Source organism: Arthrobacter sp. V1I7 (assembly GCF_030817015.1).
Lineage (GTDB): Bacteria > Actinomycetota > Actinomycetes > Actinomycetales > Micrococcaceae > Arthrobacter.
The window spans coordinates 4,755,367-4,774,960 of the sequence record NZ_JAUSYS010000001.1; the positions used below are offsets into that span (position 1 = coordinate 4,755,367).

Sequence of the window (19,594 nt, forward strand, 5' to 3'; positions counted from 1 at the left end):
TCAACCGGGGGATCGCGGCACCTGAAAAAATTGTATGTGATGCACTTCATATAGCGTTGCTATAGGTGCTAGGGTAGCGGTTATGAGTTCCGATGGCCAGCTACCGCCCAAAACGCGACTGCTTCGTGCAGCCGCCGAGCTGCTGGCCAACTCAGCCGGGGGCGCCGTTTCCACCCGCCAGATCACCAGGCTGGCGGGAGTGACTGCCCCCACCCTTTACCACCACTTTGGTGACAAGGAAGGGCTGTTCGACGCCGTCGTCGCGGCCGGTTTTGAGGAGTACGTGGCGGACGAACGCGACTTCGCGCCGTCCGGGCAGCCGCTGGAAGATATCCGCCGGATGTGGGACAAGCACGTGCAGTTCGGCCTCAAGCAGCCGGAACTGTATTTGGTCATGTTCGGCAATATTCGTCCGGAGAGCCGCCCCGTCATCGTCGCCGATGCCGAGGCGCTCATGGAGGAGTTGCTGAACAAGGCCGCCGTCGCAGGCCAGCTCAACGTCCCGCCCCGGGAAGCGGCCAGGAGCATCCTGGCCGCCAACGTGGGCGTGACGCTCATGCTGATCGCGGAAAAGGCGCCCGAGCGGAACCTCGAGCTCTCCACCATGACCCGTGACGCCATGATCTTTGCGGTTTCCACGGAGCAGGCCCGGGACAACGGCGCTGAAAATTCGGGGAAATCCTCGGTGGTTGTCGCGGCCATCGCCTTGAACGCCGCTCTTCAGGCGTCACACTCGGACCAGCTCTCCAGCTCGGAACTCAAGCTGTTCCTTGAATGGCTCCACCGAATCTCCACCAGCTAGCTCGTCGAAATCATCGGACCATCCTGCGGAGCAGCAGGAATCACGGTTAGGAAATCACATGGCAACAGAGACAGTTGCAAAACCCCGCACAAGCATGCGGGTTAGCGTCCAGAAGTTCGGGACGTTCCTGTCCGGAATGATCATGCCCAACATCGGCGCATTCATCGCCTGGGGCCTCATCACGGCGCTGTTCATTGAGAAGGGCTGGATCCCGGTCCCTGCATTGGGCGGCTTCGGCACGGACGCCGCGGGCGACCCGAATGTGGGCCTCGTCGGCCCCATGATCACGTATCTGCTGCCTCTTCTGATCGCCTACACCGGCGGCAGGATGGTCTACGACGTCCGGGGCGGCGTCGTGGGAGCCATCGGCACTATGGGCGTCATCGTCGGAGCCGGTATCCCGATGTTCATCGGTGCCATGATCATGGGCCCCCTCGGCGGCTGGACCATGAAGAAGATTGACTCGATCTGGGACGGCAAAATCCGCCCGGGCTTCGAGATGCTGGTGAACAACTTCTCCGCCGGCATCTGGGGCGCCCTGCTGGCCATGCTCGGCTTTTACGGAATCTCCCCGCTGGTCACGGCCTTCAGCACGGCCGCGGGCAACGTGGTCCAGTTCCTCGTCAACAACGGCCTCCTGCCGCTGACCAGCATCTTCATTGAACCAGCCAAGGTGCTGTTCCTGAACAACGCCATCAACCATGGCGTGCTGACCCCGCTGGGCATCCAGCAGTCGCTTGAACAGGGCAAGTCCATCCTGTTCCTGCTTGAGGCCAATCCCGGCCCGGGCCTCGGCATTCTGCTCGCGTACATGTTCTTCGGCAAGGGCCTGGCCAAGGCTTCGGCGCCCGGTGCCGCCATCATCCACTTCTTCGGCGGTATCCACGAGATCTACTTCCCCTACGTGCTGATGAAGCCGATCCTCATCCTCGCCGCGATCGGAGGCGGCATGACCGGGATCGCGACACTGGCCCTCACCAACTCAGGCCTCGTAGCCCCGGCGGCCCCTGGCTCCATCATCGCGGTGGTCGCCCAGACTGCCCGTGACAGCTACTTCGGAGTGATCCTCTCGGTCCTGCTCGCAGCCACCGTCTCCTTCCTGATCGCTTCGGTAATCCTGAAGTCCAGCAAGACCCCGGTCGGCGAAACCGAGGAAGACGCCCTTGGCGCGGCCACCTCGCGGATGGAGGCCATGAAGGGCAAGAAGAGCTCCGTTTCCTCAGCCCTGGTGGGTGCGGGCAGCGGTGCCGGTGGCACAGCCGTCATGGCTGGCCCGGTCAAGAACATCGTGTTCGCGTGCGACGCCGGCATGGGGTCCAGCGCGATGGGCGCCTCGGTGCTCCGGAACAAGATCAAGGCTGCCGGCTTCCCGGACGTCAAGGTCACCAACGCGTCCATCGCAAATCTCACCGACAGCTACGACGTGGTCATCACGCACCAGGACCTCACCGAGCGCGCCAAGCCGGTCACATCCAGTGCGGTACATGTCTCCGTGGACAACTTCATGAACAGCCCGCGCTACGACGAGATTGTGGAATTGGTCCAGCACAGCAATTCCGCAGGAAGTGCAGACACCGCAACTGCCGACGCCGGAACCCCCGTGGCCAGGGCCGGCAGCGCCACTGAGGCTCCTGCCGAAGCCGCCCCGCCGTCGGGCATCCTGGTGGCCGACAGCGTCATCCTCAACGGCACGGCCACAACCCGGGACGACGCGATCGATGAGGCCGGCCGGCTCCTGCTGGCGCGCGGCGCCGTGGACACCGCCTACCTGGACGCCATGCACGAACGCGAGGAATCCGTGTCCACGTACATGGGCAGCTACCTCGCCATTCCGCACGGCACCAACGCCGCCAAGGACCACATCATGAAGTCCGCGGTCTCCGTGGTCCGCTACCCGGACGGCATCGACTGGAATGGCAAGGAAGTGAAGTTCGTCGTCGGCGTCGCCGGCATCAACAACGAACACCTCCACATCCTCTCCTCGATCGCGAAGGTCTTCACCAACAAGGCGCAGGTGGCGCAGCTTGAGGCTGCCACCACGGTCGATGAAGTGCTGGACCTGTTCGGAAAGGTCAACTCATAGTGAAGGCTGTTCATTTCGGCGCCGGAAACATCGGGCGCGGATTCGTGGGCCTGCTGCTGCACGAGGCGGGGTACGAGGTGGTGTTCGCGGATGTCGCGGATGCCCTCATCACCCAGCTGGCCGCCGCGGACAGCTACCAGGTCCACGAGGTGGGGGAGGACCCCACCGTCCGCACCGTCACGAACTTCCGCGCGCTGAACTCCAGCAGCCAGGAGGCCGACGTCATCGCGGAGATCGCGACGGCGGATGCCGTCACTACGGCGGTGGGTCCGCACATCCTGAAGTTCGTGGCTCCGGTGATCGCCAGGGGAATCGCGGCACGGGCTCCGGGTCTCGCCCCGCTGCAGGTGATGGCGTGTGAGAACGCCATCAACGCCACGGACATCCTCAGGGGCGAGGTGGCGGCCCAGTGGGATCCGGCCGCCGGCTCCCTCGCTGATGCCGCCGTGTTCGCGAACACGGCAGTGGACCGGATCGTGCCCAACCAGGAGGCCGGACAGGGCCTGGATGTCACGGTCGAGACGTTCTACGAATGGGTCATCGACCGGACCCCGTTCGCGGGCAAGGAACCGGTGATTCCGGGGGCCACCTTCGTGGACAACCTGGAGCCGTACATCGAGCGGAAACTGTTCACGGTGAACACCGGGCACGCCGCGGCGGCCTACTTCGGCTTTGAGGCCGGCCTGGAGAAGATCTCCGAGGCCATGGCCGATCAGGACGTCGCGGCCGATGTGCGCGCCGTCCTGGACGAGACCAAGGAGCTGCTGGTGCATAAGCACGGGTTCAACCGTGAGGAGCAGGAGGCCTATGTGCAGAAGATTCTGGGCCGCTTCTCCAACCCGCACCTCCCGGATACCGTGAACCGGGTGGGCCGGGCGCCGTTGCGCAAGCTCAGCCGGCACGAACGCTTCATCGGTCCGGCGGCGCAACTGGCCGAACGCGGGATCGTCCCGGAGGCCCTGCTCGGCGCGATCGCCGCAGCACTGCGCTTCAACGATCCGGCCGACGCGGAGGCCGTGGAGCTGGCGAAGATCCTCGCCGCCTCCGCGCCGGACGCGGCAACGGAGAAGATCACCGGCCTGGAGCGGAGCCATCCGCTGTTCCCGGCCGTGTCCGCCCTGGTCGAAGAAGCGAAGGCAAGCGTCTAAGCAGCCCTCGAACGCCAAAAAGAGACGCAGAAAACGCCCATGTTCAGCAGGAACATGGGCGTTAACTGTCTCCTCGGGAGGTGCCGGAGGGTCAGGACTTGGCGGAGTCCTTCGGGACGAAGAGCGTTTCGGCCTGTTCCAGGGACATGCCGTTGGTCTCCGGCACCTTGAACATCACGAAGAAGAACGACGCCGCTGCGAACAGGGCGTACATGGCGTAGGTCAGCGGCAGGGAGGCCGCGGCCATCGCCGGGAAGCTCAGGGTGATGGCGAAGTTAGCGATCCACTGGGCAGCCGCGGCCAGGCCCAGGGCGCGTGCCCGGATCCGGGACGGGAAGATCTCACCCAGCAGCACCCAGACCAGCGGGCCCCAGGAGGCTCCGAAGCTGATGACGAAGACGTTGGCCGCGACGAGCGCAGCGGGCCCCCAGGCCCCGGGCAGGGAGATCGCCTCGCCTTCGCCGGTGGCCGAGCTGAAGGCCACGGCCATGGTGCCGAGGGAGAGGGCCATGCCGATGGAGCCCGCCAGCATGATGGGACGGCGGCCGATCCGGTCCACAAGGGCGATCGCCACGAGGGTGACCAGGATGTTCGTGATGGCGGTGGCAACGGAAATTGTCAGCGAGTCCTTCTCCTGGAAGCCCACGGCCTTCCACAGCGTGGTGGAGTAGTAGAAGATCACATTGATGCCGACGAACTGCTGCAGCACGGACAGGAGGATGCCGATCCAGACCACCGGCTGCAGCCCGAGGACCTTGCCCCGCAGGGAGCCCTTCTGGCCGGCGAGTTTGTCCTCGTCGATGGCGTTCTTGATGTCGCGCAGGTGGCGGTCCGAATCCTCGTCCGGGGCGATCGACTTGAAGACCTTCAGGGCATCCGCATCCTTGCCCTGGAAGACCAGGAAACGCGGGGATTCGGGCAGGGTATACGCGATCCAGCCGTACACGACGGCAGGGACGGCAGCAGCCATGAACATCCAGCGCCACGCTTCCAGCCCGAACCAGAGGTCCTGGTCCGCGCCGCCGGCCGAGTTTGCGAACAGGGCGTCGGAGAGGAGGGCGGCGAAAATACCGGTGGTGATCGCCAGCTGCTGGAGCGAGGCCAGGCGTCCCCGGACGTGGCGGGGCGAGATCTCGGAAATGTACGCCGGAGCGATCACGGAGGCCAGGCCGATCCCCAGGCCGCCGACCAGGCGCCAGAAAATCAGGTCCCAGACGCCCAAGGCGAAGCCGGTGCCGATGGCGCTGACGAAGAACAGCAGGGCGCCGATCTTCATCGCGGGGATGCGACCATAGCGGTCGGCAACCTTGCCGGCCAGGTAGGCGCCCGCCGCGCAGCCGAGGAGTGCCACGGCCACGGCGAAGCCCGTCACGGCCTCGCTCAGCGCGAACTCGTCCTTGATGGCGTCGACGGCGCCGTTGACGACGGAGGAGTCGAAGCCGAAGAGGAAGCCGCCGACGGCCCCCGCAACGGCCAGCCAAATGACCCGGTTGGGGATCTTGGCGACGGTCTGGTCCTGGATGGTGGTCATACGGCTCCTCGGCAAGTCGGTCCACGGTTTTCGCCGCGGCTACCAAGTCTTGCATCGGACCCGGCGTGCCGCCTGTCACACGGGCCAAATAGTGAGAGGAAACATACCCTTACCGCTGCCGGGCACCCGCCCGTTACGCGGATGACGCCCTTCCCGGCTTCCCCTCAGCGCTGGACGAGGATCCCGTCCGGGTCACACCAGATCATGGCACCGGGCCGGATGGTCACGCCGTCGATCACCAACTCCACGTCGACCTCCCCGTCACCTGCCTTCGCACTCTTGCGCGGGTTGCTGCCCAGTGCCTTGACTCCCAGCGGCAGCTCAGCGACGGCGGTCCGGTCACGGATGGCGCCATTGACGACGACGCCGGCCCACCCGTTGCTGACGGCGCTCGCCGCGATCATGTCCCCCATCAGTGCGGTCCGGAGCGAACCGCCGCCGTCGACCACCAGAACGGCCCCTCCGCCCGGGGCCGACAGGGTCGACTTCACGAGCGCGTTGTCCTCGAAGCAGCGGACCGTCCGGACCGGTCCGCTGAAATGCGAATGGCCGCCGATCGACTGGAACTGCAGGGCCACGGAATCGAGCTCCTCGCCCCGTTCGTCGTAGAGGTCGGCGGTGTTGATGGTCGATGCGGTCATTGGTGCTCCTTCGACGAGAAATAGAGGGCGGACCTTGATCCCCACGATAGTCTGGCCCCAGAGCGACTATCAGCCTGAGTCACCAGTTCCGGGAGAACAAACATGAGCCTGTCCGAAACGCCTGGAGCGGCTCCGGATCCTGCCGTCGCAGGTCCTGGCAGGGCGACGGGGGCGGCGGCGGTGGCGCTCGGCGAGCCGGAGCGGCGCGTCGGCCCGGTCTGGACGGCGGGCGTGGTGCTGGTGAATCTCGGCATCAATGCGGCCTTTTTCGGCCCGATCCAGGTTCTGCTCGGCCAGCAGGCGGCAGCCTTCAGTGAAGAGGACAAGGAAGCCATTCTTGCCCTCGTGACCGGCGCGGGCGCCGCGGTGTCGCTCGTGGTCAATCCCTTGTTCGGAGCCTTCAGCGACCGCACCACGTCCCGGTTGGGCCGCCGGGTGCCGTGGGTGGTCTTCGGGGCGGTGCTCGGCGCCGCAGCCTTGATCGCGCTCGCCGGTGCGCCGAACGTCGCTGTCATGACGCTGCTGTGGTGCCTGGTCCAGGCCGGGTGCAACGGCGCTTATGCCGCCATTACTGCCGCAATCCCGGACCGGGTGCCGGTCCGGCAGCGCGCGACGGTGGGCGGACTGGCCGCCATGGGACAGACTGTCGGGATCCTGATCGGCGCGGTGATCGCCGCCGCCGTCACGGGAAACTTTGCCGCCGGCTACTTCGTCTGCGCGGCGGCGCTGCTCGCCGGCGTCGTGCTCTATTTCTTCAAGAACGACGACGTCCCGCTGCCTGCGGAGGCCCGTCCGGCGTTCAGCCTGGCCGGCTTCGCCAAGAGTTTCTGGGTCTCCCCGCTGCTGTACCCGGACTTTGCCTGGGCGTGGCTGACGCGGTTGCTGGTCAACATCGGCAACCACATGGTCACGCTCTACCTGCTGTTCTTCCTCAAGGACGCCGTCCATGTGAAGGAGACCCAAGGGATCGAACCGGAATTCGGGGTGCTGGTCCTCACCGGGCTGTACGCGGTCATGGTCATCATCACGAGCGTGGCCGGCGGGCGGTTGAGCGACCGGATGGGCAAACGGAAGCCGCTGGTCATCATCTCCTCCGGCATCATCGCGGCGGCCTCGCTGATCCTGGCCATCGCCCCGACCTGGACCGGAGCCCTGATCGGCGCGTCCGTGCTCGGCATCGGCTTCGGCTGCTACCTCGCCGTGGACTTCGCGTTGATTACCCAGGTGCTGCCCAGGGCGCTGAGCCGCGGCAAGGACTTGGGCGTGCTCAACATCGCGAACTCGCTGCCTCAGGTGCTCGCACCGCTGATCGCGTTTCCCTTCGTAGCACTGTGGGGCGGCTATGTTTCGCTTTACGTGGCGGCTGCGGTGATCGGACTTCTGGGAGCAGTGTTTGTCGTGAAAATCAAGGGCGTTGACTGAGCGCGGGGCCCCAGCGCTCGGCGTCCGCCGGATCCCGCGCTGACTCGCCGGGTGCCTGCGGCGGTACCGTATAGTGGTCGGGAATCGCCGCGGCAGCGCTGCGGGGGAACCCCTCCCGGCTGCCGAGAATACCGACCCCCGGAACGGTGCTGATGCCTGAAAACCACTCAGATCTTCCACCGATGGCTCCTCCTCCCACCCTGCCCCGGCAGCGCCTGCGCTACACCCGGATCCTCGAAGTGGCCGCCGGATACGCCCGCAAGGGCCTGGACTCCGTGGTCCTTTCCGAAGTTGCGGCCCAGGCCGATGTTCCGCTGGGGACCCTCTACCGATACTTTCCCTCGCCCACCCAGCTGGTCCTCGCGCTGTACCGCAAGCAGCTGGCGGAGCTGCATGCCCCCGAGGAGACGCCCGCGCCCTCATCTGCGCGGACACGGGCTGCCAGCCGTGCGCACAAGCCCGCCCCGGCCGGCCCGGGGCCCGCGCGCCGACCGGTGGCCGGCACCGGTGCGAACGGCCCGGCGCAGACGCATGCGCTGGTCGCGGTGGCGATGGAGATCTTCCACATGCGCCTCATGCAGCCGGCCGTCGAGCAGTGTCTGAGCAAAGCGGTCTACGTGAAGGGGTCCGACACCACCCGGCTGCTGCGCGAGATTGACGCATTGGCGGAGCAGGCTGTCACCGCCGTCAGCGACGACGTCGGGATCTCCCGGGTGCTGCTGCTGACCGTCACCGGTCTGGTCCAGTCGGTCCGGTGCCGCCGCCTCTCATTGTTCGAGGCGGAGGAAGCCCTGAAAAAAGCGTGTGCCCTGCTGTCGGGTCCCCGCGGGGCCGCGTAACCGGTCTAGACCGATACCGCCTAAAGCTCCAATTTTAGGTGAGGTAGCTCACAAAAAGTCGGGATAAACGCTTCACCACGGCCGATCGCCGGCTCATGACACCTCGGCGGATGCCAGCAAACGTACCATTGCAGAACCGGAGCGGCCCCGCCGCCAGCACTTCCCGGAGCTTCACCGGCCGCCCGCCATCCATGGGCCGCCACCCGACGCCCCACAGCCCGACTTGAGCATTGTGCTTGAGCTTCCCATACCCGTGCGCCCACGGTGAGCCCCAGGAGACAACGACGTGTCCACTGAAACGATCATTCCCGCCGACTCCACTTCCGCCGCAGAGCCGGTGGCGCCGCTCAGCGATGAGGAGATCTTCGCATCCCACCAGGGCGGCAAGCTGTCGATTTCCAGCACCGTCCCGCTCGCCAGCAAGCGCGATCTTTCGATCGCGTATACGCCCGGCGTCGCGCAGGTCAGCCGCGCCATTGCCGCCGACCCGGAGCTGGCCAAGACCCTCACCTGGGCCCAGCGCCTCGTCGTCGTGGTCAGTGACGGCACCGCCGTGCTGGGCCTCGGCGACATCGGCGCCAGCGCCTCACTTCCCGTGATGGAAGGCAAGTCCGCCCTGTTCAAGGCCTTCGGCGAGCTCGATTCCATCCCGCTGGTGCTCAACACCACCAACGTGGACGAGATCGTTGAGACGCTCGTCCGGCTGCGCCCGAGCTTCGGGGCCGTGAACCTCGAGGACGTCTCGGCACCGCGCTGCTTCGAGCTGGAGGAAAAGCTCATCGAGGCCCTCGACTGCCCCGTCATGCACGATGACCAGCACGGCACCGCCGTCGTGGTGCTCGCGGCCCTGACCGGCGCCGCAAAGGTGACCGGGCGGGAGCTGGAGGGCCTCCGCGTGGTGATTTCCGGTGCCGGTGCCGCCGGAATCGCCGTCGCCGAGATCCTGCTCACCGCCGGCGTCGGCGACGTCGTCCTGCTGGACTCCCGCGGCGTGATCAACAAGGTCCGCGCCGACATCGCCGCGGACCCGGGCAGCAAGAAGGCACGGCTCGCCGGGCGCAGCAACCCCCGCGGCGTCGTCGGCGGCCCCGCCGAGGCGCTGCTCGGGGCTGATGTCTTCATCGGCGTCTCCTCCTCCAAGCTCGCCGAGGAGCACCTGAAACTCATGAGCCACAGCTCCATCGTCTTCGCCCTGTCCAACCCGGACCCCGAAGTCCTGCCGGAGATTGCGCGCAAGTACGCGGCCGTCGTCGCCACCGGGCGGAGCGACTTCCCGAACCAGATCAACAACGTCCTGGCGTTCCCCGGGATCTTCCGCGGAGCTCTCGACGCCGGCGCCCGGCGGATCACCCCGGCGATGAAGCTGGCCGCGGCCCGCGCCATCGCCGCCCTCGCCGAGGATGGACTCTCCGCGGACTACATCGTGCCGAGCCCGCTGGATCCGCGCGTGGCGCCGGCCGTCTCGGCCGCCGTTGCCGCTGCGGTCGAGGCGGAGTAACCCACCCGCAGCAGAAGGCCTCCGGCTACCGAACGACGACGGCGACGCTTCCCCTTTTCCCGCGGGGCAGGCGTCGCTGTCGTCGTTGGTGCTTGCGGCGGCCCGGAAGGGCCTCCGCGCGGGGTCCCGGGGGTGCCAGCGTCAGGCCCCCGCCCCGCCCCAGACCGCCATAGACTGGGGCGATGAACCCCGAGACTGTTGTGACGATCCTCTGCGGGCTGGCCATCCTGGTGGGCGTTGCCGGCACCGTCATTCCGGTGCTTCCCGGCGGCTTCCTGATCGGCCTCAGCCTGCTGGCCTGGGCGATCTGGGGCGGCGCCGGAATCACGGGCTGGGTGGTGTTCGGTATCGGCATGGTATTCGTCCTGGCCGGAATGGCGGCCAGCGCCGTCCTGACCGGCCGGAAGCTCAAACAGCACAGCATCCCCAGCCGTTCGGTCGTGGCCGGCCTGGTCCTGGGCGTCGTGGGGATGTTCATAATCCCCGTGGTGGGGCTGTTCGTGGGCTTCGCCGCCGGGCTCCTGCTCAGCGAACTGCACCGCACGCGCGTTTTCGGTACCGCCGTCGCCTCCAGCTGGGCCGCCCTAAAGGCGACCGGCCTCGGCATGATTGTGGAGTTCGGCCTGGCCTGCCTCGCCGCGAGCACTTGGGTAATCGGCCTCTGGGTGGCCGGATCAGCCTAGCGGACGCGGACCGGGGACCCCTTCTGCGGCCGGGAAGTCCCGGAGCCTACTAGCATGGGTTCATGAGCGCCGGACCCGGAGAATCCGCCCCCCAGCAGCCTCCCCTGTTCCACGACACCCGCGACCTGACGCCGTTCCGCAAGGCGCTGATCCGCACCCCGGTGCGCGGTCTCGCCGGTGGCGTGGGCGGCCTGGTCTCGGGAGTGCTGGCCGGGCGGACCCGCGGCACGCTGGCCGTGGAGGGCGGCGTTCCGTGGCTGGGCAAAGTCGCCGGCAGATCGGCCGGGAAGGCGGCGAAGGCCGTGCATCCCGCTGTTTTCGGTAGCACGGACCCGGACCGGCTGATCGGACTGGCCCGGGAGTTCCCGGGCTGGGCCGGGCTCTGCTATCTGATGGCCGGGCTGCTGGAATATTCGCATGGCGGATACCAGCGCGCCTCCGAACTGCTCCAGCGCGGCCTTTCCGTCCGGAACGACGACGCCGCGAACGGCTACGCCTCCGAGTACCTCGCCGCTGTGCTCACCCGGGTTGAGGTTGCGGAGCGGATCGAGGTCCCGGTCCTGTTCAGTGAGGAAGCGGTATTCCTCGCGCTGTCCCACTCGCTCCGGGAGACGGGCCAGACGGAGGCCGCACTGGCCGCCCTGGCGGGGCTGCCGCCATCGTTGCCGATGGCCCTGGCCCGTTGCTCCCTCGCGGCGGTGCTGGGGAGGGACGCGGAGGTTGCCGCGGACACCGAGGGCCTGCTCAACGGCGATGACCTTTCGGCGGCGCTGCTGCTGGTCCGGGCGCGTTCGTTGCGGAAACTCGGCGACTACGGTGCCGCCCGGGACGCGTTGCAGGAGGTCCTGCGCCGGCGGAAGACTGATTTCACGCTGCGCAGCGATGCCCTGACCGACCGGGCCCTGCTGCTGCTGGACAACGGGCGTAAATCGCTGAGCCCGAGGGAATGGCAGCGCCGGAAGCCCGCCGAACTGGAGGCCGTGAGGGCGATCCGGAAGGACGCCGAGATGCACGAACTCTGGGACCGCGATTACGGCCGGGCGGCCGACGGCGAGGGCGGCTGATCCGGGTGCCGGTGCGCTTCCGTCCCAGCTCAGACGGCATGTTGCCGTCAACCCCACCCTTGCGGGCCCCGGCATCAGGGAGTACAAACGAGGCATGAGAGATGCCGCCATCCGCTGGATGCAGCACTACATCACGGCCTGGAACTCGAACGAGCCGGACGACATCCGGGCGTTGTTTACTGAGGATGCCGAGTACTTCACGAGCCCGCACGAGGCGGAGCCGTGGCGCGGGCGGGAGCGGATCGTTGAGGGCTGGGTCGCCGCGCGGGATGAACCCGGTGACTGGTCGTTCGAGTGGAAGCTGTTGGGCGTCGACGGCGGACGGGCCTTCGTGCAGGGCCGCACCACCTACCAGCGTGACCACCGCAGCTATGACAACCTCTGGGTCATCCAGCTCACCGCGGACGGCCGGGCCTCGTCCTTCACCGAGTGGTACATGCCGCGCAAGTGAGGGTGCCGCTGTCCCGGCAGTCGCTCAGCTGCGCAGCACGGCGTGGCCCAGCGTCGGCCCGAGCTGCTCGGCGAGCAGCACAAGGCCCAACACCACCATGATGATTCCGCTGGCGAGTGTCACCCGCCGGGCCGCCGCCGGCCGGGAATGCAGGATCTTCCGTGCCAGCAGTGCCACGCAGCTGTAGACCACGGCCACCAGCAGGACGAAGGTCAGGCCCAGCAGCCCGGACTGCACCGGCACCGGCAGGGGCGCCTCCGGGCTGACGAACTGCGGGACGAGGGCCACGTAGAACAGCAGGCCCTTCGGGTTGATGCCGCTGGTGCCCATGCCCTGGACGAAGGTCCGGAACTGGTTCGCCGGCGCCGGCAGCTCGGCCGTACCGCCGCCGAAACTCGCTCCGCGCCAGGACCTGATGGTGGCGGCGCCAAGCCAGAGCAGGTATGCCGCGCCGGCCACGGTCAGCCAGCCCAGCACGCCGGGGATGCCGGTGAGCAGGGCGGACAGTCCCGCCACGAGAAGGACCGTGTGCAGCACGTAGCCGCCGCAAAGCCCCGCGATGGCAGGAACGAAGCTGCGCTGCCTCAGGCCCGCCGTGATGGAATATGCCCAGTCCACCCCGGGGGTACACGCGAGGGCGCCGGCGACGACCATGAAGGCGAGAAACAACTGGGGATTCATGCGGAGCTCCTAAGGCCTGGTTACACGAGAAACTCTAGGGAAATTGCCGCCACAAGTGTTCCCTCTTTTCGCCGGAAAACCCGCTGGCTTGGTAAGGTTTTTGCGTGATTGACCACATCGACAAAATTATTTTGCGTCATCTTAAAACCGATGGCCGGATGACTGCCACCGCGCTCGCCGCGAAGGTCGGTTTGACGGTGGCGCCGTGCCACCGGAGGCTCCGCGACCTGGAGGCATCCGGGGTGATCCGCGGGTACCGGGCGGACATCAACCCGGCGGCCGTCGGGCTGGGCTTCGAGGCGATCGTGTTCGTGACGCTGCGGCAGGTGGACCGGGCCACGATGGAGATTTTCGAGAACCGCGTGGCGGCCAACCCCAACATCGTGGAGGCGCAGCGGCTGTTCGGCTCGCCGGACTACCTGCTGAAGGTGATCGCCGAGGACCTGCCGGCCTACCAGCGCTTCTACGACGCCGAACTGACCTCGCTGCCCGGCGTCGAACGGCTGACCTCCACGCTGGTGATGAAGAACCTCAAAACGAACATCGGACCTCCGGTCTAAACCGGACGTCCCGATCCAAACCGGACGCCCCGATACGGCAGAATCAGGCGCCCAACAGCCCAGTGGTCCGGTACGGGATGACCTCGCGCAGGAACATGCTGGTGGACGTCCTCACGATCCCGGGGCAGAGACGGATCTCCTCGGACACGCGGTACAGATCGTCCGGGCTCCGTGCCACCACCCGGATCAGCAGGTCCGTATCACCGGCCGGGGCGTGGCACTCCAGCACCTCGGGGATGTTCCGCAGCGCGGCGATCGCCTCGTTCAGATGGCTCTGGTCCAGCTCGGCGCTTACCGACGCCGCGACACCCCGGCCCAAGGCGGACGGCAGGACGCGGCTGCTGTTCGGCCGGAGGGCCCCCGACGCCGTCATCCGTTCCAGGCGCGACTGCACCGTCCCGCGCGCCAGCCCCAGTTTCTGCGCCAGCACCATGATCGGAACCCGGGGGTCCTCATCGAGGGCGGCCAGGATCCGCCGGTCCGTGGCGTCGAGTTCCTGCAAAGTGACCACTTCCTGTTCGTCATCAGCCATCGGATTGAGCAGATTGATCACTGCTGGAGAAGTGCGTTGCACCAACTGTAGGGCTTCTGTTGAAATGGTGACAACACAAGGGGCGAGGCCACCGCCGGATCCCGAAAGGCTAAGGGCATCCCGGCACACCACCCGGTCCCCCGATGAGGCTTCCCGCAAGGAACCTGCCGCTGATTGACACTTGTTCACGCATCGTCTCTCCGCATCCGCAGTGCCATGGCCCGGAGCAACGCCCCGGGCCCGGCACGGCAAGAGCCCCTGAGCCACCGACGTCGGATTTCCCGAAGTCTTCGGTAGCTGAGGGGCTCTTGTGGTGCCCCGCTTAGGCTGGACCCATGACGTCTGCCGGCCGCTTCGCCCCCAGCCCCTCCGGTGAACTGCATGTGGGCAACCTCCGGACCGCCATCCTGGCCTGGCTGTTCGCCCGCTCCACCGGCCGGCGGTTCCTGATGCGTGTGGAGGACCTGGACCGGGCACGGGCCGGCGCCGAGGCCGAACAGCTCCGCGATCTGGCCGCCGTCGGCGTGAGCTGGGACGGCGACATCGTCCGCCAGACCGACCGCGGGCCCTATTACTCGGATGCAATCGCCCGGCTGAGCGCGGAGGGCCTGACCTATGAGTGCTTCTGCACGCGGCGGGAAATCCAGGAGGCCCCGTCCGCGCCGCATGCCCCGCAGGGCGCCTACCCGGGGACGTGCCGGAATCTGACCAGGACCGAGCGCGAGCAGAAACGGGCGCTCCGGCCAGCCGCGGTCCGGCTCCGTTCCGCGGTCACGGAAGCGGCGGTGCAGGATGTGCTGCACGGCAGTTACACCGGGGTGGTGGATGACTTCGTGCTTCGGCGCAACGACGGCGTGCCCGCCTATAACCTCGCCGTGGTCGTGGACGACGCCGGGCAGGGGATCGACCAGGTGGTCCGGGGTGATGACCTCCTGCCCTCCACGCCCCGCCAGGCATACCTCGCCTCCCTGCTGAATATTCCCACCCCGGAATATGCGCACGTGCCCCTCGTGCTGAATGCCGGCGGCGCCCGACTTGCCAAGCGCGACGGCGCCGTCACGCTCGCGGACCTGGCCCTGCTCGGCCTGACGGCGGACCGAGTCCGGGATGCGCTGCTGGACTCCCTCGGGCTGCCGGCCGGTCCCTTGCACAAGGTGCTCGCCGCCTTTGATCCCGCGGCGCTGCCCCGGGAGCCCTGGGTGTGGCCGGGAGCTGGCCTTCGCGGGGCGTAGTCCTGCCGTGCTGCGCGACGCGTAGGCTGGAACCATGTCAGAACCCGCAGTTCCCCGATTCACCGTCGAGACGGCCAAGGTCCTTGCCGAAGTCGCGCACAACCGCCAGAAGGACAAGCTCAAGCGGCCCTACCGGGAGCACGTGCTGGCCGTCGGGGACGCGCTGGCCGATTTCGACGACGACATCCGGATCGCCGGCTACCTGCACGACATCGCCGAAGACACCCCGATGACCCGCCAGGCGCTGCTGGACATGGGCGTCTCGGAGCGGGCCGCGGACATCATCGAGCGCGTCACGAAGCGCCTGCATGAAAACCCGGACGACTACCAGGCCGGCATCCGGCACATCGCCGAAGACCACGACGCCACCCTGGTGAAGATCGCTGACAACGCCCACAACTCCCTGCCCGAGCGGGTCAAGGCACTGGCCGAGAAGTGGCCGGACAAGCCGTCGGTCACCCGCTACGACGAGGCCCGGCCCGTGCTCTACGCCGCCGTCCCCGTGGAGGAAACCCGGAAGATCCTGGCCCGCATCAACCCCTGGCTGCTGGCGGAACTGGACGACATGCTGGACGAGGCGGACGACACCGACTACGAAAACCTCTCCTACGACGACCCGGAGACGTAACCCCCGGCGGGACTCCGGAGTCGGGCCGCGGCAAGGGTAGCTCGCGGCCATTTCGCCGGACACGTGCGGGTTCGCCGTAACGTCTCCGCGAACTCGCAGGGCTCCGGCGAGTTCGGTGCGTGCGCACGCGCCAAACCAGGGACTACACGCGGCCCAGGGCGTCGATGTCCTCGAGGAACTGCTCGTGGGCTTCCGCGCTGACCGTGGTCCGGGTCTCCGCGATCGCGTCGAGGTAGTCCTGGGTGGCCGGACCCTTCCGGACCGCCTCCCGGAGAGCCACATTGCCGCCTGAGGCTGCGCCGCCGTCGTCGTACACCGCTTTTTCCAGTGCCCGCTGGGAGGCGCTCCGGGCCGCGTACTCGATGTCCGCGGGGGAGAAGCCCTCGGTGCGGTCCACCAGCAACTCCACGTCCACGTCGTCCACCACGGCCGCGGGGATGAAGCGCTGCCACATGGCCTCGCGGGCCTGGCGGTCCGGCAGGCCGATCGGGATGACATAGTCGAAGCGGCCGTGGCGCAGGAACGCCGAATCGAGGGCGCGGATGAAGTTCGTGGCGCAGACCAGCAGGCGGCCGGGCTGTTCGCGGAACGCCGGGATGATCTTGAGCAGTTCGTTGGTGACGCCCTGCAGCGGCGACGGCGGTTCGCCCGAACGCTGGGAGGCGATTTCCTCCACCTCGTCGATGAACACGACGGCGTGCTCCAGTTCCGCTATCTCCAGGAACGTCTCGCGGAGCGCACCGGCCAGCCCCTTGGGATCGGAGGCCAGCCGCGAGGGGAAGACCTCCACGAACGGCCACTCCAGCCGGGACGCGATCGCCTTCGCAAAGGTCGTCTTGCCGGTGCCGGGCGGACCGAAGAGGACGACGGCGCGCGGCGGCACCACGCCGTATTCGTCGGCGAGGTCGGCCTCGGCGAGGGGCAGGACCAGACGGCGCTCCAGCAGTTCCTTCTCATTGCGCATGCCTGCCACGTTTTCCCACAGGTCACGGGCCAGGATCCGGCCGCCCAGCAGGCTGAGCGGCTCGAGCTCCTGCCTCTGGACCGGGATTTTCCGCTCGAAGTAGCGCAGGTTCTGCTTCAGGACGAAGCCGCGGCCCAGGAACGCCTCCACCCGGGTCTCGGCCTCCGGCATCAGCGCGGAAAGCTTGTTCAGCCCGTGCGGGGCCATCCGGTTTTCGACGGCGGCGAGCAGCGAGGTGCCGATCCCGCGGCCGCGGTATTCCGGCAGGGTGGCCAGGAAAACAATCCAGCCCTGGTCGTGCGCGGCGCGTCCGACGGCGGCGCCCACCACCTGGTCGCCCTGGACCGCGACGACGGCATGGTCCTTTTCGCAGGAGGCCAGCACCTCGGAGAGCGCGTAGACCGGCTCGACATCGGTGGCCTTGAGGGATTCCCAAAGATGCAGGATCCCGTCCAGATCGGCCGAATGGAAATCCCTGATCCGCCAGTTGGTCATGAGGTGTCTCCCGGGTGGTTCGTCGCTGAGCCAAGTTGAGCCTGTCTGCTGAGCATATGCGAACCGCATGGGGGAGAGGCCGCGGGGACGTTGCGTTACGGCGCCGCGCCAAACGGCCGGGTGTTGTGCTCCGGGTCCGCGGCGGCCGGGGCATAGTGTTCCAGCCTTCCACGCTCGGCGACCTTTAACAGTTGGCCAGCGGGGACAACTGTGACACTATCTGCGTATGAATGCAGACATGCAGGTTGAGCTCGCCAGTCCCCACGTGGAACTCGCCGTCGAGGTGTTCTCCATGCTGGCCGATGCCACGCGTGTCCGTTTGATCCTCGTCTTGGGACAGGGTGAACTGCCGGTCAACGTCTTGGCTGAGCGTGTGGGGAAGCCGGCTTCCGCCGTCTCGCAGCACCTGGCCAAGATGCGGCTGGGCGGCATGGTCGCCACACGGCAGGAAGGCACGAAGATCTTTTATCGGCTGCAGAATGATCACGCCCGCCAACTGGTGATGGACGCAATCCACCAGGCCGAGCATGCGCTCGGCACTGCCCCTCGGCACGGCTCATGAACCGCCCGTCGGATGCCGTGGACGAACACAGCCACGGCGAAGGCCAGGAGCGCACGCACGATCACCCGCACGACCACGGCCACGGACCGCACGGGCATATGCACGCCACCGGTCTGAAGGGCTGGCTTCAGTCGGTCTTCGTCCCGCACTCCCACGACTCTGCGGACTCCATCGACGAGGCGCTCGAATCCAGCTCGCAGGGAATCCGCGCTGTCAAGGTCTCGCTGCTCGGCCTTGGCGCCACCTCGCTCTTCCAACTGGTGATCGTGCTGATCAGCGGCTCCGTGGCGTTGCTGGCCGATACCGTGCACAACTTCTCCGACGCGCTGACCGCGGTCCCGCTCTGGATCGCGTTCCTGCTGGGCCGCCGCAAGGCCACCCGGACGTACACTTACGGTTTCGGCCGGGCCGAGGACCTTGCCGGGCTGTTCATCGTGGCGATGATCGCGCTCTCCGCGGTGGTGGCCGCCGTCGAATCCATCCGCCGCTTCTTCGAACCCCAGCCCGTGCACAACCTCGGCTGGGTGCTCGCCGCCGGGCTGGTGGGCTTCGCCGGCAACGAACTCGTCGCGATCTACCGGATCCGCGTCGGCCGGCGGATCGGTTCCGCGGCCCTGGTGGCCGACGGTGTCCACGCCCGGACGGACGGCTTCACCTCGCTGGCGGTCGTCGCGGGCGTCACCGGTGTCTGGGTCGGCTTCCCGCTCGCGGACCCTATCGTTGGCCTGCTGATCTCCGCCGCCATCGTCGTCCTCCTGTGGGGCACCGTGCGCGACGTCGGACGGCGGCTGATGGACGGAGTCGACCCCGACCTGACGGAACGGGTTGAGGCCGTCATCGCGGAACACTCCAGGGCCGGCGGGACCGCTCGGCTGCGCTGGTCCGGCCACCGGCTGCACGTCGAGATCACGGTGCCGGTCCCGCCGGACGGCCACCTGGTCGAGCTCGCCTCGGTGACGTCCAGTGTGGAACGCGGGGTCCGGCGGGCACTGCCGCACGTCGGCTCGGTGGCGGTCGTGCCCGGCTTCGCCCCGAGCCAACTCGCTACAGACGCCCTAAATCCTTAGCTAGGAGGCGGCGGCTGTGTGTGAGGGTTCCGGGCCCTCAGCCCACGCACGGTCGTCAAGCGCGAGCGTTTTCCAGCCCACATACGACAGTGCCACGGAATAGGGCAGTGTGCCGATGACGCTGAATGCCAGCGTGGACGGCAGGGTCATGGACCCGATGACGAATGCCACTACGGCCGCTGCCGGCCACCACGGGATAAAGCCGTTCCGCCAGAGCGCCAGCAGGAACAGTGGCAGTCCGAAGTAGACGCCGATGAGCCCCGGAATCTGCCATGCGGCGATATTTACCGGCGTCGCCGACCTCTCGAGGATCCCGACGGCAGCGTCAATGGGCAGCCCGGATTGGCCCAGGGCAATGGCGAACCAGTCGACTAGGAGCATCCCGCTCAGGTTGACCAGGCCGACAAATGCCAGCAGCCCCGCGGCACGGCCCCAGATGACTGCCCGGTGGCGAACCATCGTCAGCAGTCCCAGCACTGAGATCGACAGGAAGACCCAGCCGTAATGAAGGAACAGCGGCGCCACCTCGCCCTGGAGGGAATTGGCGCTGACCGTTTGGATGAAACTTGCAGCGGTGTCTTCAGGCTCCCACGGTGTGAGAGCCATTCCGGCGAGCATGCCCAAGGCGCCGAGGAAGAGTCCTGCCGCCGTCGTTATGCGGCTGAACCGTGCTGCCTGAAGGATCATCGTGACCACTCGCCTCGGAGGACA

General features: G+C 67.4%; 20 protein-coding genes. 14 read left to right on the forward strand and 6 right to left on the reverse strand.

Annotated features, from left to right (window positions below; translation table 11 throughout):
- Window positions 1-82: 82 nt before the first annotated feature.
- Genes QFZ69_RS21965 through QFZ69_RS21975 form a run of 3 tightly spaced genes read left to right on the forward strand, consistent with a single transcriptional unit; the run spans window position 83 to window position 4,033 of the window.
- Complete coding sequence (locus tag QFZ69_RS21965; protein ID WP_306914528.1) at window positions 83-802, forward strand: TetR/AcrR family transcriptional regulator; 720 nt, start codon at window positions 83-85, stop codon at window positions 800-802.
- 58 nt (window positions 803-860) lie between these two features.
- Window positions 861-2,885 (forward strand): PTS mannitol transporter subunit IICBA, encoded by a 2,025-nt coding sequence (locus QFZ69_RS21970; RefSeq protein WP_306914530.1) that lies wholly within the window; start codon window positions 861-863, stop codon window positions 2,883-2,885.
- Window positions 2,885-4,033 carry a mannitol-1-phosphate 5-dehydrogenase gene (locus tag QFZ69_RS21975; protein WP_306914531.1) on the forward strand — a complete coding sequence of 383 codons (1,149 nt, stop codon included), beginning with the start codon at window positions 2,885-2,887 and terminating at the stop codon, window positions 4,031-4,033. Before QFZ69_RS21970 ends, QFZ69_RS21975 begins: the two co-directional genes overlap by 1 nt.
- A 91-nt stretch (window positions 4,034-4,124) precedes the next feature.
- On the opposite strand, the gene QFZ69_RS21980 is transcribed toward QFZ69_RS21975, so the two are convergent.
- Together QFZ69_RS21980 and rraA are read right to left on the reverse strand one after the other, a co-directional pair.
- A complete protein-coding gene (locus QFZ69_RS21980; RefSeq protein ID WP_306914532.1) occupies window positions 4,125-5,564 on the reverse strand; it encodes a sugar porter family MFS transporter in 1,440 nt (479 codons plus the stop codon).
- Window positions 5,565-5,728: 164 nt separating this feature from the next.
- Entirely contained in the window at window positions 5,729-6,205 is a 477-nt protein-coding gene (rraA, locus tag QFZ69_RS21985) for a ribonuclease E activity regulator RraA (protein ID WP_306914533.1), read from the reverse strand.
- A gap of 102 nt (window positions 6,206-6,307) precedes the next feature.
- Here rraA and QFZ69_RS21990 point away from each other — a divergent pair, with 102 nt between their 5' ends.
- The 6 genes from QFZ69_RS21990 (at window position 6,308) to QFZ69_RS22015 (ending at window position 12,162) form a co-directional block, all read left to right on the forward strand.
- Entirely contained in the window at window positions 6,308-7,627 is a 1,320-nt protein-coding gene (locus QFZ69_RS21990; RefSeq protein ID WP_306914534.1) for an MFS transporter, read from the forward strand.
- A gap of 152 nt (window positions 7,628-7,779) precedes the next feature.
- The gene (locus QFZ69_RS21995; RefSeq protein ID WP_306914535.1) at window positions 7,780-8,466 is read left to right on the forward strand and encodes a TetR/AcrR family transcriptional regulator; all 687 of its coding nucleotides are present in this window, start codon (window positions 7,780-7,782) and stop codon (window positions 8,464-8,466) included.
- 286 nt (window positions 8,467-8,752) lie between these two features.
- On the forward strand, window positions 8,753-9,964 hold the full coding sequence (locus tag QFZ69_RS22000) for an NADP-dependent malic enzyme (RefSeq protein WP_306914536.1): 1,212 nt from the start codon (window positions 8,753-8,755) through the stop codon (window positions 9,962-9,964).
- Window positions 9,965-10,146: 182 nt separating this feature from the next.
- The gene (locus QFZ69_RS22005; RefSeq protein ID WP_306914537.1) at window positions 10,147-10,647 is read left to right on the forward strand and encodes a DUF456 domain-containing protein; all 501 of its coding nucleotides are present in this window, start codon (window positions 10,147-10,149) and stop codon (window positions 10,645-10,647) included.
- A gap of 62 nt (window positions 10,648-10,709) precedes the next feature.
- The gene (locus QFZ69_RS22010; RefSeq protein WP_306914538.1) at window positions 10,710-11,711 is read left to right on the forward strand and encodes a hypothetical protein; all 1,002 of its coding nucleotides are present in this window, start codon (window positions 10,710-10,712) and stop codon (window positions 11,709-11,711) included.
- 94 nt (window positions 11,712-11,805) lie between these two features.
- Window positions 11,806-12,162 (forward strand): nuclear transport factor 2 family protein, encoded by a 357-nt coding sequence (locus QFZ69_RS22015; RefSeq protein ID WP_306914539.1) that lies wholly within the window; start codon window positions 11,806-11,808, stop codon window positions 12,160-12,162.
- A gap of 24 nt (window positions 12,163-12,186) precedes the next feature.
- Here QFZ69_RS22015 and QFZ69_RS22020 read toward each other — a convergent pair whose 3' ends face one another.
- Entirely contained in the window at window positions 12,187-12,843 is a 657-nt protein-coding gene (locus QFZ69_RS22020) for a LysE family translocator (RefSeq protein ID WP_306914540.1), read from the reverse strand.
- Between the two features lie 104 nt (window positions 12,844-12,947).
- Between QFZ69_RS22020 and QFZ69_RS22025 the strand changes: the two genes are divergently transcribed.
- A complete protein-coding gene (locus QFZ69_RS22025) occupies window positions 12,948-13,403 on the forward strand; it encodes an Lrp/AsnC family transcriptional regulator (protein ID WP_306914541.1) in 456 nt (151 codons plus the stop codon).
- Window positions 13,404-13,446: 43 nt separating this feature from the next.
- On the opposite strand, the gene QFZ69_RS22030 is transcribed toward QFZ69_RS22025, so the two are convergent.
- Window positions 13,447-13,935, reverse strand: coding sequence for an Lrp/AsnC family transcriptional regulator (locus tag QFZ69_RS22030; protein ID WP_306914542.1), 489 nt, complete (start codon window positions 13,933-13,935; stop codon window positions 13,447-13,449).
- 335 nt (window positions 13,936-14,270) lie between these two features.
- On the opposite strand from QFZ69_RS22030, the gene gluQRS reads away from it, so the two are divergent.
- The gene (gene gluQRS / locus QFZ69_RS22035) at window positions 14,271-15,167 is read left to right on the forward strand and encodes a tRNA glutamyl-Q(34) synthetase GluQRS (protein ID WP_306914543.1); all 897 of its coding nucleotides are present in this window, start codon (window positions 14,271-14,273) and stop codon (window positions 15,165-15,167) included.
- Between the two features lie 34 nt (window positions 15,168-15,201).
- Window positions 15,202-15,795 (forward strand): HD domain-containing protein, encoded by a 594-nt coding sequence (locus QFZ69_RS22040; protein ID WP_306914544.1) that lies wholly within the window; start codon window positions 15,202-15,204, stop codon window positions 15,793-15,795.
- Between the two features lie 142 nt (window positions 15,796-15,937).
- On the opposite strand, the gene QFZ69_RS22045 is transcribed toward QFZ69_RS22040, so the two are convergent.
- Window positions 15,938-17,254 (reverse strand): ATP-binding protein, encoded by a 1,317-nt coding sequence (locus tag QFZ69_RS22045; RefSeq protein WP_306914545.1) that lies wholly within the window; start codon window positions 17,252-17,254, stop codon window positions 15,938-15,940.
- Window positions 17,255-17,480: 226 nt separating this feature from the next.
- Between QFZ69_RS22045 and QFZ69_RS22050 the strand changes: the two genes are divergently transcribed.
- Window positions 17,481-17,816: a metalloregulator ArsR/SmtB family transcription factor gene (locus QFZ69_RS22050; RefSeq protein WP_306914546.1), complete on the forward strand. Its 336-nt coding sequence runs from the start codon at window positions 17,481-17,483 to the stop codon at window positions 17,814-17,816.
- Window positions 17,813-18,883: a cation diffusion facilitator family transporter gene (locus QFZ69_RS22055; RefSeq protein WP_306914547.1), complete on the forward strand. Its 1,071-nt coding sequence runs from the start codon at window positions 17,813-17,815 to the stop codon at window positions 18,881-18,883. Before QFZ69_RS22050 ends, QFZ69_RS22055 begins: the two co-directional genes overlap by 4 nt.
- Here QFZ69_RS22055 and QFZ69_RS22060 read toward each other — a convergent pair whose 3' ends face one another.
- The gene (locus QFZ69_RS22060; RefSeq protein WP_306914548.1) at window positions 18,884-19,570 is read right to left on the reverse strand and encodes a hypothetical protein; all 687 of its coding nucleotides are present in this window, start codon (window positions 19,568-19,570) and stop codon (window positions 18,884-18,886) included.
- Window positions 19,571-19,594: the final 24 nt, after the last annotated feature.

Bases quoted from the DNA above. Each gene is read 5' to 3' on its own strand.
- QFZ69_RS21965 (WP_306914528.1), top strand. From the start codon at position 83: ATGAGTTCCGATGGCCAGCTACCGCCCAAAACGCGACTGCTTCGTGCA.
- QFZ69_RS21970 (WP_306914530.1), top strand. From the start codon at position 861: ATGGCAACAGAGACAGTTGCAAAACCCCGCACAAGCATGCGGGTTAGC.
- QFZ69_RS21980 (WP_306914532.1), bottom strand. From the start codon at position 5,564: ATGACCACCATCCAGGACCAGACCGTCGCCAAGATCCCCAACCGGGTC.
- rraA (WP_306914533.1), bottom strand. From the start codon at position 6,205: ATGACCGCATCGACCATCAACACCGCCGACCTCTACGACGAACGGGGC.
- QFZ69_RS21990 (WP_306914534.1), top strand. From the start codon at position 6,308: ATGAGCCTGTCCGAAACGCCTGGAGCGGCTCCGGATCCTGCCGTCGCA.
- QFZ69_RS21995 (WP_306914535.1), top strand. From the start codon at position 7,780: ATGCCTGAAAACCACTCAGATCTTCCACCGATGGCTCCTCCTCCCACC.
- QFZ69_RS22005 (WP_306914537.1), top strand. From the start codon at position 10,147: ATGAACCCCGAGACTGTTGTGACGATCCTCTGCGGGCTGGCCATCCTG.
- QFZ69_RS22010 (WP_306914538.1), top strand. From the start codon at position 10,710: ATGAGCGCCGGACCCGGAGAATCCGCCCCCCAGCAGCCTCCCCTGTTC.
- QFZ69_RS22015 (WP_306914539.1), top strand. From the start codon at position 11,806: ATGAGAGATGCCGCCATCCGCTGGATGCAGCACTACATCACGGCCTGG.
- QFZ69_RS22020 (WP_306914540.1), bottom strand. From the start codon at position 12,843: ATGAATCCCCAGTTGTTTCTCGCCTTCATGGTCGTCGCCGGCGCCCTC.
- QFZ69_RS22030 (WP_306914542.1), bottom strand. From the start codon at position 13,935: ATGGCTGATGACGAACAGGAAGTGGTCACTTTGCAGGAACTCGACGCC.
- gluQRS (WP_306914543.1), top strand. From the start codon at position 14,271: ATGACGTCTGCCGGCCGCTTCGCCCCCAGCCCCTCCGGTGAACTGCAT.
- QFZ69_RS22040 (WP_306914544.1), top strand. From the start codon at position 15,202: ATGTCAGAACCCGCAGTTCCCCGATTCACCGTCGAGACGGCCAAGGTC.
- QFZ69_RS22045 (WP_306914545.1), bottom strand. From the start codon at position 17,254: ATGACCAACTGGCGGATCAGGGATTTCCATTCGGCCGATCTGGACGGG.
- QFZ69_RS22050 (WP_306914546.1), top strand. From the start codon at position 17,481: ATGAATGCAGACATGCAGGTTGAGCTCGCCAGTCCCCACGTGGAACTC.
- QFZ69_RS22055 (WP_306914547.1), top strand. From the start codon at position 17,813: ATGAACCGCCCGTCGGATGCCGTGGACGAACACAGCCACGGCGAAGGC.
- QFZ69_RS22060 (WP_306914548.1), bottom strand. From the start codon at position 19,570: ATGATCCTTCAGGCAGCACGGTTCAGCCGCATAACGACGGCGGCAGGA.